This window comes from Paenibacillus lacisediminis, assembly GCF_046567315.2.
The window spans coordinates 54,811-71,178 of sequence record NZ_JBKIAX020000027.1 but is presented as its reverse complement, the minus strand read 5'-3'; the positions used below and the strand labels follow the sequence as shown (position 1 = coordinate 71,178).

Annotated in this window: 14 protein-coding genes; 13 read left to right on the top strand and 1 reads right to left on the bottom strand. The window is 54.5% G+C overall.

The genetic code is table 11. The features are described 5' to 3' along the window. The first annotated feature begins 454 nt into the window (after positions 1–454). The 6 genes from ACLD72_RS30670 to disA all read left to right on the top strand — a co-directional run bounded on the left by ACLD72_RS30670 (position 455) and on the right by disA (position 7,923). Complete coding sequence (locus tag ACLD72_RS30670) at positions 455–913, top strand: CtsR family transcriptional regulator (RefSeq protein WP_251596115.1); 459 nt, start codon at positions 455–457, stop codon at positions 911–913. A 231-nt stretch (positions 914–1,144) separates the two neighbouring features. Beyond that, the gene (locus ACLD72_RS30665) at positions 1,145–1,669 is read left to right on the top strand and encodes a UvrB/UvrC motif-containing protein (RefSeq protein WP_251596117.1); all 525 of its coding nucleotides are present in this window, start codon (positions 1,145–1,147) and stop codon (positions 1,667–1,669) included. Between the two features lie 12 nt (positions 1,670–1,681). Continuing rightward, entirely contained in the window at positions 1,682–2,740 is a 1,059-nt protein-coding gene (locus ACLD72_RS30660) for a protein arginine kinase (RefSeq protein WP_411003029.1), read from the top strand. Positions 2,741–2,772: 32 nt separating this feature from the next. Next, complete coding sequence (gene clpC, locus ACLD72_RS30655; RefSeq protein WP_411003028.1) at positions 2,773–5,217, top strand: ATP-dependent protease ATP-binding subunit ClpC; 2,445 nt, start codon at positions 2,773–2,775, stop codon at positions 5,215–5,217. 248 nt (positions 5,218–5,465) lie between these two features. Further along, positions 5,466–6,833 (top strand): DNA repair protein RadA, encoded by a 1,368-nt coding sequence (gene radA / locus ACLD72_RS30650; RefSeq protein ID WP_411003027.1) that lies wholly within the window; start codon positions 5,466–5,468, stop codon positions 6,831–6,833. Between the two features lie 13 nt (positions 6,834–6,846). Next, positions 6,847–7,923 carry a DNA integrity scanning diadenylate cyclase DisA gene (disA, locus tag ACLD72_RS30645; protein WP_411003035.1) on the top strand — a complete coding sequence of 359 codons (1,077 nt, stop codon included), beginning with the start codon at positions 6,847–6,849 and terminating at the stop codon, positions 7,921–7,923. A gap of 436 nt (positions 7,924–8,359) precedes the next feature. Here disA and ACLD72_RS30640 read toward each other — a convergent pair whose 3' ends face one another. Then, positions 8,360–8,755, bottom strand: a complete 396-nt coding sequence (locus tag ACLD72_RS30640) for a DUF1573 domain-containing protein (protein ID WP_411003026.1) — start codon at positions 8,753–8,755, stop codon at positions 8,360–8,362. 206 nt (positions 8,756–8,961) lie between these two features. Between ACLD72_RS30640 and ACLD72_RS30635 the strand changes: the two genes are divergently transcribed. The 7 genes from ACLD72_RS30635 (at position 8,962) to cysS (ending at position 16,317) form a co-directional block, all read left to right on the top strand. Beyond that, complete coding sequence (locus ACLD72_RS30635; RefSeq protein WP_411003034.1) at positions 8,962–10,050, top strand: PIN/TRAM domain-containing protein; 1,089 nt, start codon at positions 8,962–8,964, stop codon at positions 10,048–10,050. 73 nt (positions 10,051–10,123) lie between these two features. Continuing rightward, positions 10,124–10,855 carry a 2-C-methyl-D-erythritol 4-phosphate cytidylyltransferase gene (ispD, locus tag ACLD72_RS30630; protein WP_411003025.1) on the top strand — a complete coding sequence of 244 codons (732 nt, stop codon included), beginning with the start codon at positions 10,124–10,126 and terminating at the stop codon, positions 10,853–10,855. Positions 10,856–11,216: 361 nt separating this feature from the next. Continuing rightward, on the top strand, positions 11,217–11,705 hold the full coding sequence (gene ispF / locus ACLD72_RS30625) for a 2-C-methyl-D-erythritol 2,4-cyclodiphosphate synthase (RefSeq protein ID WP_411003024.1): 489 nt from the start codon (positions 11,217–11,219) through the stop codon (positions 11,703–11,705). Between the two features lie 79 nt (positions 11,706–11,784). Next, positions 11,785–13,248 carry a glutamate--tRNA ligase gene (gene gltX / locus ACLD72_RS30620; RefSeq protein WP_411003023.1) on the top strand — a complete coding sequence of 488 codons (1,464 nt, stop codon included), beginning with the start codon at positions 11,785–11,787 and terminating at the stop codon, positions 13,246–13,248. A gap of 198 nt (positions 13,249–13,446) precedes the next feature. After that, positions 13,447–13,827 carry a hypothetical protein gene (locus ACLD72_RS30615; RefSeq protein ID WP_458476490.1) on the top strand — a complete coding sequence of 127 codons (381 nt, stop codon included), beginning with the start codon at positions 13,447–13,449 and terminating at the stop codon, positions 13,825–13,827. A gap of 307 nt (positions 13,828–14,134) precedes the next feature. Beyond that, a complete protein-coding gene (gene cysE / locus ACLD72_RS30610; protein WP_411003033.1) occupies positions 14,135–14,794 on the top strand; it encodes a serine O-acetyltransferase in 660 nt (219 codons plus the stop codon). A gap of 113 nt (positions 14,795–14,907) precedes the next feature. Then, the gene (gene cysS / locus ACLD72_RS30605; protein ID WP_411003022.1) at positions 14,908–16,317 is read left to right on the top strand and encodes a cysteine--tRNA ligase; all 1,410 of its coding nucleotides are present in this window, start codon (positions 14,908–14,910) and stop codon (positions 16,315–16,317) included. Positions 16,318–16,368: the final 51 nt, after the last annotated feature.

Below are 16,368 nucleotides of genomic sequence, written 5' to 3'. Positions count from 1 at the left end.
GGCCTTATTTCACTCAAATTGGCGTCAAAGTCCGTATTTTTGGCCCAATAGCGTCGTCTGAGTCCGTTAGAATGGGAAATACCCGGGAAATGGGGGGATAAGGGTCGCTGGAGTCCGTTAGGCTGGTTACAGGGGGACAGGGGGGCGAAGGGGGAGACCTCGTGTCGCTAAAATGTCGAAAAAGCGCGATTGTAAGGCTGCGAGGCCTTAAATCGTGCTTTTTGCTGTTTTGATACTTCCCGCAGCACGAATATTTTCGCCCCTGGTCGATCACACTGAAATTGATTGGGGAAGCCCCCTTGGCAAATCATCAAAATATGGTATAATGTGAATAAAGTCAAAGAAAGTCAAAGTCAACAGGAGCCAGGTGGCATCATATGCTGCTGGTAGCTGGTATTACAGTACAGCATGAGTTTTTGGGAGCTTCACGTTTGGAACAATGGAGGATGAGTGAATGCGCAATATCTCAGATATCATTGAAAAATATCTCAAGAGTATTTTGCATGAAAGTCCTGAAGGAACGATAGAAATTCAGCGTAACGATCTTGCCGACCAGTTTTCCTGCGTACCGTCGCAGATCAATTACGTGATCAGCACACGGTTTACGCTGGAAAAAGGGTACCTGGTCGAAAGCAAGCGCGGTGGCGGCGGTTATGTGCGAATTCGGCGGATTGAGCTGCCGGGTCCGACTTCGCTGCACACCCACCTGCAACACACGATCGGGGACGAGATCGGGCAGAACGCGGCCGAAGGGCTCATTTATCAACTGGAAGAAGCCCGGTTTTTAAGCCGCCGGGAAGCGGCGCTGATGCGTTCCGCCATTTCCCGTGACGTCCTGGCGATTAAACTGCCGTACCGCGACCAGATTCGGGCAAAGCTAATGAAAGCGATGCTGATTGCTTTGTTGAGTTAGGGGCAGTGTTAGGTTTAAGTGCATGTTCAAAAAGTTCGGTTTTCAGCACCGAGAAGGTTGGATGAAGCCAGGGACCGAGGAGCGGAGCGTACGTTTTGGGTACGTGAGCACCGGAGGGCCCGGCTGAATTCAAGATTCGATGCGAGTTACTACTTGAATTCACTTCGTGATCAAAAGCGGACTTTTTGAACCACCTCTTTAAGCAGTCTATCCCATAAAGGAGGGACACCTATGCAATGTCAAGAATGCGGCAAGCGCCCGGCAACCCTGCATTTCACTAAAATTGTGAACGGGGAAAAAACGGAGTTTCACATTTGTGAAGCCTGTGCTCGCGAAAAAGGGGAGATGCTCCCGGGAACCTCGGGCGGTTTTTCGATCCATAATCTGCTGTCGGGTTTCCTGGATTTGAGCCCGGCAAACAAAGGCCAGATTTCAGGAACCAAAAGTCCCGAAATCGTGCGCTGTGAAGAGTGCGGCATGACCTATTCCCAGTTCAGCAAAATCGGCCGTTTTGGCTGCAGCTCTTGCTACAAATATTTCAATGACCGACTGGATCCGCTCTTCAAAAGAGTGCACGGCAATACGGTCCATGTCGGGAAGGTGCCGAAACGGACCGGCGGGCAAATTCAAGTAAAACGCAAGCTCGACGATCTTCGCCGCGAGCTGCAGTACCGGATTCTGCAGGAAGAATTCGAGGAAGCCGCAGCGCTCCGGGACCAGATTCGCGAGCTTGAGAAGAACATTTCCGCAGAGTAGGAGGGATGCAGGGTGTCAAAACTCCGTTTTACTGAACAGCCGCTAAGCGAGTGGATGAAACGGGAAGGCAAACAGTCGGATATCGTGATCAGCAGCCGGGTGCGGATCGCCCGCAACTTGCAGCACCAGCCTTTTCCGATGCTGTCCACCAATCAGCAGTCGGAAGAGGTGCTGGAGCAGCTGCAAACCGTGCTGTCTGACGAAAGATTGAAGTCCTACGGCAAACTGCACCCGGTCCTGCTTGCGGACCTCGACGATCTCGACAAGCGGGTATTGGTGGAGAAGCACCTGATCAGCCCCAACCTGGCGAACGAATCGAGAAACGGGGCGGTATTCATCAGCGAAGACGAAAGTCTCAGCATTATGGTGAACGAAGAGGACCATTTGCGAATCCAATGTTTGTATCCGGGCTTCCAGGTGCAGGAGGCTTGGGAAAAGGCGACGGCGATCGACGATATTTTTGAAGCCCATGTCGACTACGCCTTTGACGATCGCCGCGGCTACTTGACCAGCTGCCCGACGAATGTCGGCACCGGCCTGCGGGCCTCGGTGATGATGCATCTCCCGGCATTGGTGCTGACGCAGCAGATCAACCGGATTTTGTCGGCGGTGTCGCAAGTGGGACTGACGGTGCGCGGTATCTACGGCGAAGGCAGCGAAGCGACGGGGAACTTGTTTCAAATCTCAAATCAGATTACACTAGGACAAAGCGAAGCGGAGATTATAGAAAATTTATACGGGGTTGTCCTGCAGATCATTCAGCATGAGAAAACGGCCAGAGAGAAGCTGATCGGGGAATCTCGGCTTCGGATGATGGACCGGGTGATGCGTTCCTACGGGATTTTGTCGCACGCCGCCATCATCGATTCCAAGGAAGCCGCGCAGCGGCTGTCTGACGTTCGGCTCGGCGTGGATCTCGGACTGATCGATTCGGTCCCCACGGAAGTGCTGAATGAATTGAACGTGCTCACGCAGCCCGGTTTTTTGCAAAAGAAATTCAGCGGCAGCATGTCCCCGGCAGAACGGGATATGTACCGCGCCAAACTCATTCGCGAACGAGTGGGTAAATAAAGGGTAGATTAACTATGGAGGTGTAGGAGAAGATGATGTTTGGAAGATTTACGGAACGCGCTCAGAAAGTGCTGGCCTTAGCCCAGGAAGAAGCCGTAAGGCTGGGACATAACAATATCGGCACGGAACATGTGCTGCTCGGCCTCATTCGCGAAGGCGAAGGCATTGCCGCCAAGGCTTTGGTCGGATTGGGACTTGGTCTGGAGAAAATCCAGGACGAAGTTGAAACCTTGATCGGCCGCGGACAAGAGCAGCCAACCAATATCGCCTATACGCCGCGCGCCAAAAAGGTAATCGAACTGTCGATGGATGAAGCGCGCAAGCTTGGCCATACTTACGTCGGCACGGAGCATATTTTGCTTGGACTGATTCGTGAAGGGGAAGGCGTCGCCGCGCGTGTGCTCAACAACCTCGGCATCAGTCTGAACAAGGCGCGTCAACAAGTGCTGCAGCTGCTCGGCAGCAGCGAAGCCGTCTCCAGCCACCACGGTGCGCCAACCAACGTCAACACGCCGACTCTGGACAGTTTGGCCCGCGATTTGACGGCCTCCGCCAAGGAAGGCAACCTGGATCCGGTGATCGGCCGCGGCAAAGAAATTGAACGGGTCATTCAGGTGCTTAGCCGCCGGACGAAAAATAACCCGGTCCTAATCGGGGAGCCGGGGGTCGGTAAAACGGCGATCGCCGAAGGTTTGGCGCAGAAAATCATCAATAACGAAATTCCCGAAACGCTGCGCGACAAACGCGTGATGACGCTCGATATGGGCTCCGTTGTAGCGGGAACCAAATACCGGGGTGAATTTGAAGACCGCCTGAAAAAAATTATGGACGAAATCCGCCAGGCCGGCAACATTATCCTGTTCATCGACGAATTGCATACGTTGATTGGGGCCGGTGGCGCGGAAGGCGCCATCGACGCTTCGAACATCCTGAAGCCGGCGCTGGCCCGCGGCGAGCTGCAGTGCATCGGGGCGACGACGCTCGACGAGTACCGCAAGTACATCGAAAAAGACGCTGCGCTGGAACGGCGCTTCCAGCCGATCACGGTCGACCAGCCGTCGGTGGAAGAAGCGATCCAAATCCTGCACGGGCTGCGCGACCGCTATGAAGCGCATCACCGCGTGAAAATCACCGATGAAGCGATCGATCAGGCCGTGAAGCTGTCCGACCGCTATATCCAGGACCGCTTCCTGCCGGACAAAGCGATTGACCTGATTGATGAAGCGGGGTCCAGAGTAAGGCTCAACACTTACACGGTACCGCCGAATCTGAAGCAGTTGGAAAGCCGGCTCGAGGATATCCGCAAGGAGAAGGACGCGGCTGTGCAAAGCCAGGAATTCGAAAAAGCCGCGGCGCTTCGCGACACCGAACAGAAGATTCGCGAAGAGCTGGAGCTGACGAAAAACCAATGGAAAGAAAAACAAGGCCGTACCGATTCCGAAGTGACGCCGGAGGATATTGCCCAGGTCGTGGCCAGTTGGACGGGAATCCCCGTCAACAAGCTGAAGGAAGAGGAAACGGAACGCCTGCTCAACATGGAGAATATTTTGCATGAACGGGTGATCGGCCAGGATGAAGCGGTGAAAGCCGTCAGCCGGGCGATCCGCCGGGCTCGTGCAGGCCTGAAGGACCCGAAACGGCCGATGGGTTCGTTTATCTTCCTTGGTCCGACAGGCGTTGGTAAAACCGAGCTGGCCCGGGCGCTGGCCGAAGCGATGTTCGGCGACGAAAATGCGGTCATCCGCATCGATATGTCGGAGTACATGGAGAAACACTCCACCGCCCGTCTCGTCGGGGCGCCTCCGGGATACGTCGGCTACGAAGAAGGCGGCCAGCTGACCGAGAAGGTACGCCGCAAACCGTATTCCGTCGTATTGCTCGATGAGATCGAGAAAGCCCATCCGGAAGTGTTCAACATCCTGCTGCAGGTGCTGGAAGACGGCCGTTTGACCGACTCCAAAGGCCGGGTTGTCGACTTCCGCAACACTTTGATCATTCTGACTTCGAACGTAGGCGCCGAAGCGATCAAACGCAATACGCGCCTTGGTTTCACGGCGGTGCAGGATGCTGGAGCGGATTACGACAACATGAAGGGCAAAGTGATGGAAGAACTGAAGAAGAGCTTCCGTCCGGAGTTCCTGAACCGGATCGACGAGATCATCGTGTTCCATTCGCTGGAGCAAGAGCATATCGGTCAAATCGTCTCGCTTATGTCCGACGAGCTGCGCAAGCGGCTGCGTGAATATGACGTTGACTTCACGCTGACCGATAAAGCGAAGGCGTTCCTGGCCAAAGAGGGCTACGATCCCGCTTACGGGGCGCGGCCGCTGCGCCGGGCGATCCAGAAGCATATCGAGGACCGCCTGTCCGAAGAGCTCTTGACCGGCAACGTCAAGAAAGGCGACTCGCTGACGATCGACGAACAGAACGGCGAATTGACCGTAGAGCGTACAGGAACTTTTGTCAAAAATGCGTAAATCCAGGCTGAAAAGTCCTTGACTTTTGCTTATGGCCTAAAAAAGAACCATGCTTAAGCCGATGAAATATATGAAAGGCAGCTTCCAAGCGGTGCTTTGGAGCTGCTTTTTTTCATCCAGTTTCTTTTTTTGCAAAGGCTTTAAAAACTTTACGTGAATTCTCAAAGAATGGTAAAATTTGAACATACATCAGCGGAAGCGGATTTGCAAGATTTGTCATATTTTGCGTCGATGAGAAGGAGAGATAAATGGTTAAAGTAAAAACAAAGTTTTTTTGCGGCGAATGCGGTTACGAATCGCCCAAATGGTACGGCAAGTGCCCGGGGTGCGGGGCGTGGAATTCGATGGTGGAGGAAACGGTGAAGACCGTTAAAACGCAGGGGCTGAATTCCGGGCTATTTCATGCGAAAGAAAAGCCGCTTTCGATCATAAATATAGAGAGCGGCAAGGAGCCACGGATTCAAACCGGAATCGGGGAGTTAAACCGTGTGTTAGGCGGGGGAGTTGTCCCGGGATCGCTGGTGCTTGTCGGCGGAGACCCCGGAATCGGCAAATCGACGCTGCTGCTGCAAACGTCCAATGAATTGGCCCGTTCCGGGCTTAAAGTATTGTATATCTCGGGGGAGGAATCCGTACGCCAGACCAAACTCCGGGCGGAGCGTCTCGGGGCGCTTTCTCCCGAACTGTTCGTTTTGTGCGAAAGCAGCATGGACGGTATTGAAGAGGCGATCGAAAGCGTTGCGCCGGATTTTCTCGTCATCGACTCGATTCAGACGGTATATCTGCCGGAAGTGACCAGCGCGCCAGGCAGCGTATCGCAGGTGCGGGAATGTACGGCCCGGTTCATGCGCATCGCTAAAGGGCAGGGAATCGCCACCGTGCTGGTTGGCCATGTAACCAAGGAAGGCGCGATCGCCGGCCCGAGACTGCTAGAGCATATGGTCGACTGCGTGCTTTATTTTGAAGGGGAACGGCATCACTCTTACCGCCTGCTGCGGGCGGTTAAAAACCGCTTTGGCTCGACCAACGAAATCGGCATTTTCGAGATGAACGAATCCGGCCTGGCCGAGGTCTCCAACCCGTCGGAACTGTTCCTATCGGAACGCCCGCTTGGGGTGGCCGGCTCCACGGTCGTGGCCAGCATGGAGGGGACGCGCCCGATGCTGGTGGAGCTGCAGGCTTTGATCGCGGCCACGCATTTTCCCTCCCCGCGCAGGATGGCGACCGGTGTGGATCATCAGCGCATGAACCTGATCCTCGCCGTGCTCGAAAAAAGAATGGGCATGTTCCTGCAAAATCAGGATGCTTACGTCAATCTGGCCGGCGGCGCCAAGCTGGATGAACCGGCGGTGGACCTGGCGATCGCCGTCAGCGTGGCGTCCAGTTTCCGCGATATACCGACCAAGCCGTACGACGTCATTTTCGGGGAGGTGGGCTTGACCGGTGAGGTAAGAGCGGTATCCCGGGCCGAACAGCGGGTCAAGGAAGCGGCCAAGCTGGGCTTTAAACGGGTGATTTTGCCGGAGAAGAGCATGAAAGGATGGAAAGGACCGCAAGGAATCGAGTTGATTGGCGTAAATACCGTTGCAGATGCGCTAGCTGTTGCGTTAGATTAGGGGGCATTGAATGATGAAAGAAACTACCCAAACGGAAAAAATGAATGAATTGCTGAGGCTTGTTGCTCCGGGAACGGCCTTTCGCGACGGGCTCGAAAACGTGCTTCGGGCCAAAACCGGGGGACTGATCGTCGTCGGCTACAGCCCGGAAGTGATGGAGGTCGTGGAGGGGGGCTTCTCCATCAACTGCGATTTCTCGCCGAACTATCTTTACGAACTCGCCAAAATGGATGGGGCGATCATCCTCAGCGAAGATTTAAAGCGTATCTTGTACGCGAACACGCAGCTAATCCCGGATTCCTCCATTTCGTCGGCGGAAACGGGAATCCGCCACCGCACCGCCGAACGGGTGGCCAAACAGACCGGCAAGCTGGTCGTTTCCATCTCCCAGCGCCGCAACATCATTACGTTGTACCAGGGAAACATAAGGTACGCGCTTAAGGAAATCGGCGTTATTTTGACCAAAGCGAATCAGGCCATTCAAACCTTGGAAAAATACAGGGCGGTGCTCAATCAGGCCTTGACCAATTTGACCGCCTCCGAATTCGAGGAACTGGTCTCTTTGCCCGAAGTGGTGAACGTGATCCAGCGGGTGGAGATGGTGATCCGCATCAAGATGGAGATCAAGCGGTTCATTAACGAGCTGGGGACGGAGGGGCGCCTGATCAGCATGCAGATGGAGGAACTCGTCAGCAATATGGAGGAGGAAGCCTGGCTGCTGTACAAGGACTACGCCAAAGAAGACAGCGATGAGGCGATTCGCGAAATTATTTTGGGCCTCAAGCGGTCGACCGATGACGAGTTGCTCGACGACAATCATATTACTAAGCTGCTCGGTTATCCCGCTACGGCGGCGACGTCCGAGGAGCTTATTTCCCCGCGCGGGTATCGCGTACTGAATAAAATTCCGCGGCTGCCGAACGTGATCATTCATAATTTGGTCGAACGCTTCCATCAGCTGCCAAACGTCATGATGGCCAGCATCGAAGAGCTCGATGAGGTGGACGGCATCGGTGAAGTCCGGGCGCGGGCGATCAAGGAAGGACTGAAGCGTCTCCAGGAACAGGTATTTATTGACAGACAAATTTAAATTCCTTTTCCGGGTCAGCTTCAAAATATCGACTGAGTGCTCCGCCGCAAGCGGAGAGACGCAGACGAAACGGAAGAAATATACCGGCTGAAACACTGAAATATGAAAAAAGGCATGGATCTCCGCCGGGCGGAAGGATCGGTGCCTTTTTAAGTATAAGTATGATAAGCGCTGCTGCGGTTGATTTTATAGCATGAGAAACCGACTCTTTTACCAAATGCAAAAGTACAGTTCATTTATCGTAAATCTCCGTTTTTGGTCGATTGAAATGCAAAAGTACATCTGATTATCGGTAATTTGATAAAAAAGTGATTTTTAACCGGAAATGAACTGCACATTTGCATTTGATGAGCCGATTCCGGGGTGCTTAGGCGAAAATGGCCTGCACTTTTACATTTCGTGGATCGTTAAGTGCCTCAGTTTCGCCAGCAATCCCTTACGATAAATTAAAAAGTCCCAACGTGGCGCATTTCTGGGATTCCCGCTCGATGATCTCGTCCATTTGAATCCCGAGTAAATTGCACAGGGCGGACATATAGAAAAGGTTGCGTCCGAGCTCATTGATGATGGATTCCTTGCAGTTTTCGCATAACTCGCCATGGACATGCTTGGCAATCGTCTCTTTCGCTTGCTGCAAATCCATGCCCGGCTCGAAATCCTGCTTGGTGGCATGCAGCTCGATGCAGCCGCATTCGGTAACGGACTTGGTCACGGAACGTACGGCGGCGGCGTTGGTTTGTCCCATTTTTGACAAAACATCCAGCAAACTGCGGTGACGGAGCAACAGATCGGAAACTTGTTCTTGAAAAGACTGAAGGCTTGGTGCGCTCATTTTCCATCCACCTCAATATTTATGAATTGAATTCATTATATGCCACATTTTCCTCACTTATCAACCAGAAATCCCATAGTGATGGGCTTTCTCCTTCATACCGGCTGTTTTCGTTTTCCAAAAAAAGTTATCCCCAACCGATTACGTCTCCAAAATTTGGATCATACTGGATGATGAAGATAGTTATTCAGGAGGTGAAGAGAGACGTGCTGAAAAAATACTTACGAATCGCAGCTGGCTTGGGCGGCGCTTGGTTCGGGTACACCGAGGGCGGATTGCTGGGTGTAATGCCGGAGCCGATTCGTTCCTGGTTCGACGGAATGAGTCCGCTTGTGGTGAGCCTGATTATGGCGGCGGCTGGAGCTGTGCTGTTCTTGTTCCTGTTTTCGCTGGCTGCAAATGTTGTATCCGCGAGGATTAAATCGTGGATCGCCGCGTTGACCCGGATTCCGATGAATGACATGGCTGCCGGTGCGACCGGATTGACTGCGGGACTTCTTCTTTCTTTAATGGTCTATCCGCTTGCGACCTGGCTTGGATCTCTGGAGAGCTTCGCCCGGTTCGCCGTATCGGCATTGTTTGGGTACATGGGGCTTTACGTAGGTCTTGCCAAAAAGGAAGAATTGTCATCATTCTGGAAATCGGGAAAATGGGGGGGCACCGTCCCCGAGGATGAACGCGGGTCTAAGGAACATAAAATTTTGGATACGAGTGTGATTATCGACGGGAGAATCGCGGATATTTGCAAAACCGGGTTCATTGAGGGCACCATCGTGATTCCCGAATTTGTGCTGGAGGAGCTGCAGCATATCGCTGACTCTTCGGATTTGCTCAAACGCAACCGGGGGCGCCGCGGGCTCGACATTTTGAACAAAATCCAAAAAGAGCTGGACGTTAAAGTCATGATTTATGAAGGGGATTTTGAAGAGATCTCCGAGGTTGACAGCAAGCTGGTCAAATTGGCCAAGGTGCTGCAGGGGAAAGTCGTCACCAACGATTTTAACCTTAACAAGGTATGCGAGCTGCAGGGTGTATCGGTGCTGAATATCAACGATCTTGCCAATGCCGTGAAACCGGTCGTGCTGCCGGGCGAGGAAATTATGGTACAAGTCATCAAGGACGGCAAGGAGCATGGACAGGGCGTGGCTTATTTGGACGATGGCACGATGATCGTTGTTGAAGGCGGACGCGATTACATCGGGATGATTACGGAGGTTCTGGTGACCAGCGTGCTGCAGACTTCGGCGGGACGAATGATTTTTGCCAAGCCAAAACTGTTGGAAAAAGCCCAGTAATTCGGTATGATGGGAATAAAAGCGCTGGGGGTGCCCCCGCGTTTAATTCTGGGCTAAGGTGAGGCAGATAACGATGGCGGCTGAGCAAAAAGGCAGTTTCGGAGCGGTTGTGGTGGCGGCGGGACGGGGGAGCCGGATGGGAACGCGGGAAAGCAAGCAGTATTTGCTGCTTGAGGACAAGCCGATTTTCATCCATACGCTTGAGGCGTTCGACCGCCATCCCGAGGTCGCCGAAATGGTGCTCGTCACCGGCGGGCAGGATGTGGACCGCTGCCGGTCCTGGATTGCCGAATTCGGCATGACCAAACAAGTGCAAGTGATTCCGGGCGGCGCCGAGCGTCAGCAATCGGTATACCAGGGGCTGCTGCAGATCAGCGCGCCCTGGGTGCTGGTGCATGACGGCGTCCGCCCTTTTGTTACGCCGGAACAAATCAGCGCCTGCTGCGCGGCGGCCGTGGAGCATGGTGCATCCGTGCTGGCCGTGCCGGTGAAGGATACGATCAAGCAGGCCGATGGCCGGGGTTGGGTCGCGTCGACGCTGGACCGCCGCACGTTATGGGCGATTCAGACGCCGCAGGCTTTTTGGCGGGACGATCTGCTGGCCGCGCATGAACGAGCCGAGCGGGAGGGTTTTACGGGCACGGATGATTCGATGCTGGTAGAGCGGCTAGGCATGCCGGTCAAGCTGGTCGAAGGCGCGTACAGCAATATTAAGATTACGACGCCGGAAGATCTGGACTATGCGGAGTTTATCCGCAGGAAGAAGCGTCCGGAAGGGCAAGGGCAAGGGGCAATAGACTTGTAGTCACAATACTTTCGGGATTTCCCGCAGTAGTGCATGTTTTCGATGTGGGGCCGGAGGTACCGGAAGCGCCGGAAATCTAACAGTTGCAGCAGCCGCTATTTTGCGAAAAAAGACCATTTTTATATTCTAACGGTTGCCAGCGCCGTTATTTGCCTTAATTTGGGCAAAAAATCCAGGTTTAAGCGAAATAAGCGTCATAGCATCCGTTAAAGTTTGAAATCAACGTTTTTGGCAGAAATAGCGGCTATGGCAACCGTTAGAAAGTTTTGTCGCTAGAAACGCATCTTGTCAGGTTTACAGCAGCGCGCTAATGCGTCGACAGACGTGTTTCTTACAACTTCGCAGGGAGAGGGATTTATACATGTTTATCGTGGGACAAGGTTTTGACGTGCATCAGCTCGTGGAGGGCAGGCCGTGCATTATCGGCGGGGTGACGATTCCTTATGAAAAAGGACTGCTTGGACATTCGGACGCCGACGTACTGCTGCATGCGGTAAGCGACGCGATTTTGGGGGCGCTGGGGCTTGGGGATATCGGACGCCATTTCCCGGACACTGACCCGGCCTTTAAGGATGCGGACAGCGTAAAGCTGCTCGAACGCGTCTGGGAAATGGCCGTGGGGAAAGGGTACCGGCTGGGAAATCTGGACGCCACCATCATTGCGCAGAAGCCTAAAATGGCGCCTTATATTCCGCAAATGGTGGAAATTATCGCCCGGGCGGTCGGGGCCGACCCGCAGCGGGTCAACGTGAAGGCCACGACGACGGAACAGCTCGGCTTTACCGGGCGGGGTGAAGGGATCGCGGCCCAATGCATCGTTTCTCTTGTCTCCGACGGGGCATCATTATAAGATTATTGAGTTTCATATAGAGTTTTTGAGTGGGACTGTTTATAATCGTATACATCGTGTATTTATTAGGGAGGGGATTGTGATGACAGAGGTTCGCGTGCGTTATGCGCCGAGTCCGACGGGTCATTTACATATCGGAAACGCCAGAACGGCGTTGTTTAATTATTTGTTTGCCAGACACCACGGCGGGAAGTTCATTATTCGGATCGAAGATACCGACGTGAAGCGCAATGTGGCCGGCGGTGAGGAAAACCAGCTGACCTACCTGAAATGGCTTGGCATGGATTGGGACGAAAGCGTCGACGCCGGCGGGGAATACGGACCTTACCGGCAGACGGAGCGGCTTGATCTGTACCGCCCGCATGTGCAGGATCTGCTTGACCGGGGACTGGCTTACCGCTGTTATTGTACGGAAGAGGAACTGGAAAAGGAGCGCGAAGAGCAAATGGCGCGTGGTGAAACGCCGCGTTATTCCGGAAAATGCCGTCACCTGACGCCGGAGCAGATCGCCTCCTATGATGCGGAAGGACGGCCTTACAGCATTCGTTTCCGCGTCCCGGAAGGGCGCACCTTCGCGTTTGACGATTTGGTCAAAGGCACGATTTCGTTCGAGTCGGACATCAGCGGGGATTTCGTCATTGTAAAAAAAGACGGCATTCCGACCTACAATTTTGCCGTTGTGCTGGACGACCATCTGATGAAGATCAGCCATGTGCTGCGCGGGGAGGATCACGTATCCAACACACCGCGCCAGCTGATGATTTACGATGCTTTCGGCTGGGAGCCGCCGGTGTTCGGCCATATGACGCTGATCGTCGGAGAGAACCACAAAAAGCTGAGCAAACGCGACGAATCGGTCATTCAATTTATCGAGCAGTACGATCAGCTTGGCTATTTGCCGGAGGCGCTGTTTAACTTTATCGCCCTGCTGGGCTGGTCGCCGGAAGGGGAAGAGGAGTTCTTCACGAAGGACGAGCTTATTTCGATCTTCGATGCAGGCCGTTTGTCCCGCAGCCCGGCGGTTTTCGACACGAATAAGCTGGCTCACCTCAACAACCACTACATTAAAAACGCCGATCCCGACCGGATCGCCCGCCTGGCTATTCCGCATCTGCAAAAGGCGGGCCGGCTGCCGGAGGAACTGACGCCGGAGCTGGAGGCTTGGGCCCAAGCGCTGGTCGCGTTGTACCAGGAGCAAATGACGGCAGCTTCTGATATCGTGGCGTTGTCGGATCTGTTTTTCCGCAGCGATCTGGAGCTTGAGGAAGAAGCGGCCGCCGTACTGGCGGAACCGCAGGTGCCGGCCGTGCTGAGCGCCTTCCTCGCCAAAGTGGAAGGGCTGAACGAATACACCGTAGAAAATATTGCCGCCGCGATCAAAGAGGTGCAGAAAGAAACGGGCAGCAAAGGAAAAGGCTTGTTTATGCCAATCCGCGTGGCGTTAACCGGACAAATGCACGGTCGTGACTTGAACCAGACGATTTTCTTGCTGGGCAAATCGAAGGTCTTAGATCGTCTTAAGGCGCGGATCGCCAGCCTGTAACCTGCCCTGCGGGTGTTTCTCCCGGTGGGGCGTGCTGTACGTTTGTGCAGGCAGCCCGGCGTTTTCAATCTTGTCAGTTCATGAGCCTTTAGGTAATATAAAGGCAGACATACAACATCATTTAAGGCGGGCCGAGCAACGAAAGAGGAGTTTGGCGGCCGTCTTAATTACCACCGGCATAGATCGGGAGAAGTACGCTTGGAAGCCGTATTCACCAGAGAGGATAACCGGGACCCTTCATGCGGACCGCGCACAGAAGAATCCAGGCTGGAAGTTATCCGGATACGCCCGGCCGAAATGCACCCGGGAGCTGCGGATGCGAGCACGCCTGAACCAGGCGAGGTAGCTACCGCCGTTTCGTCCGCGTTAAGGACGACGAAGAGGGATGGGTTCGCCGCACTGCTTGGCAGTTTTACGGCGGTCGCGCCGTGCGAAGATCAGCTTCGCTTGGGCGAAACGTTGGCGGACGAACGGACCGCAGCTGGCGCCTGTAGAGGCGGCCTAGTGGCGTTTACGCGCCCGCAGGCTGGCGGAAGATTCACGGCCGCCCCATCCGAAGCAGAGTGGAACCGCGCGTAAAGCGCCTCTGCAGCGAAAAGCTGCAGGGGCGCTTTTTCTTGTCCTGTGCGGCGGTTCTCATTGGAAATATCCAATAGAAATGGAAATTTAGTGGCAAATACGGCCGCATGATTGGATATTTCCAATAGATCAGACTTGTTAGATCGCAAAATGGGCGGTTTGCGCAAAATCTATTGGATATTTTCCAATCAGAGTCCCCGATTGCGTTCGATTTCCGTAAATCTATTGGAATTTTTCCAATCGGCTCTCGCGCTCGAGGCACCAATTGTGGATGATCGCCATAGCAAAGAGAAGGTGGGGGGAAGCTATGTTCAAAAGAATCAGATCCGATATCCAGGCGGTGTTTGATAACGACCCGGCGGCAAGAGGCTGGTTTGAAGTGATTTTTACGTATTCCGGCCTGCATGCGATTTGGAGCCACCGGATCGCCCACAGCTTCTACCGCCGCCGCTGGTTTACGGTTGCGCGCATCATCTCGCAGGTCAGCCGGTTTTTCACCGGCATTGAAATCCATCCGGGAGCCCGGATCGGCAACCGGTTGTTTATCGACCATGGCATGGGCGTCGTCATCGGGGAAACTTGCGAAATCGGGGACGATGTGGTTATCTATCAGGGAGTCACCTTGGGCGGAAGCGGCAAAGAAAAAGGCAAACGCCATCCAACGATCGGCAATAACGTCGTTATCGGGTCGGGCGCGAAAGTCCTCGGCTCGTTTAAAATCGGAGATCAAGTGAACATCGGCGCGAACTCCGTCGTCCTGAAGGAGATTCCTCCCGGCAGCACCGTTGTGGGCATCCCGGGGAAGGTAGTCCGCCTGGACGGCAAACGGCTCGACCGCCTCAGCCATCAGTTGCCCGACCCGGTGGTTGATGCGATGCGGGAAATGCAGCGGGAAATCGAATCGCTGCGGGCCGAGGTGCGCGATTTGAAGAAGCGGGTGCGCGAAGAGCAGCCTACGGAGCTTTAAACGCCGTGTGAAGCGCAGGCCGAGCCGCAAGGGCACCGCCGATCGGGGCGTCTCACACGCTCCGTGCCGAGTAAGATTTTGTCGAATAACCTTCAGTCGAAAGGAAAGTGAATATGGCACTGCAGATATTTAATACGTTAACCCGGAAAAAAGAAGAGTTTGTCAGCATCACCCCGGGCAAAGTGAAATTGTATGTTTGCGGACCGACCGTTTATGGTTATATCCATATTGGGAACGCGCGGCCGATGATTTTTTTTGACGTCGTTCGCAGCTATTTGGAAAACCAGAATTACGATGTGAACTATGTCGTCAACTTCACCGATGTGGACGACAAGCTGATCCGCAAAGCCGAGGAGATGGGCAAGACGGTTCCCGAAGTGGCCGAGATGTTCATCCAGGCCTATTACGAAGATTTGGAAGGGCTTGGCATTCGGCGGGCCACGGCGAATCCGCGGGTGACGGAGAATATGGACGTGATCATCGGCTTCATCCGGGATCTGGAACAGAAAGGTTTTGCTTACGAAAATGGCGGGGACGTGTTCTTCCGCACCCGCAAATTCCCGGAATACGGCAAACTGTCCGGCCAGAACCTCGACGAACTGCAATTCGGGATTCGGATCGACGTGGATGAACGCAAGGAACAGCCGGAGGATTTCGTGCTGTGGAAAGCGGCCAAACCGGGCGAAATCTTTTGGAGCAGTCCATGGGGCGAAGGGCGTCCGGGCTGGCATATCGAATGCTCGGCGATGTCCCGGCTTCTGCTTGGCGATACGCTGGACATTCACGGCGGGGGCCAGGATTTGCAATTTCCGCACCATGAATGCGAGGTCGCCCAGTCGGAAGCGGCTACCGGCGAACCGCTGGCAAATTATTGGATGCATAACGGTTATATTAATATCGGCGGCGAAAAAATGTCGAAATCGCTCGGCAACGGGGTTCTCGTCAAAGATTTGCGCGAGAAATACAAGCCTGAGGCGTTCCGTTATTTTATGCTGTCGGCTCATTACCGCAACCCGCTGAACTTTACCGAAGAGACGATGGTTCAGGCGGAGCGCAGCGTGGAACGGATCAGCAACGCGGCGAACAATCTCCGCCATCGCCTGCAAGCGGCGGCGGAAGGCGGCGGCGATGCGGTGACGCCGGATTGGGAAAGCAAGCTGGAGCAGATCCGAGGCGCCTTCCATGCGAAAATGCAGGATGACTTCAATACGCCGGATGCGATCACGGCTGTGTTCGAGTGGGTCAGCGAAGTCAATGCCTTGCTGCAGCAGCCGGAAGTCGGGCGGGCCGATCTGGAAGCGGCGGTGCGGCTGTTCGACGAGATGAACGGCGTGCTGCGGATCGCGCCGGCGCCGGCGGAAGCTGAGCTGCTGGATGCCGACATCGAGGCCCTCATCGCGGAGCGGGCGGAAGCGCGGAAGGCTAAAAACTGGGCGCGTGCGGACGAAATCCGCGACCTCTTGGTTGCGCAGGGCATCTTGCTCGAAGATACGCCGCAGGGCATGAGATGGCGCCGCAAATGACGGGGCCGGGCCAAACGGACAAGGACCGCCCGGCCGGCGAGGCGGCTGCGG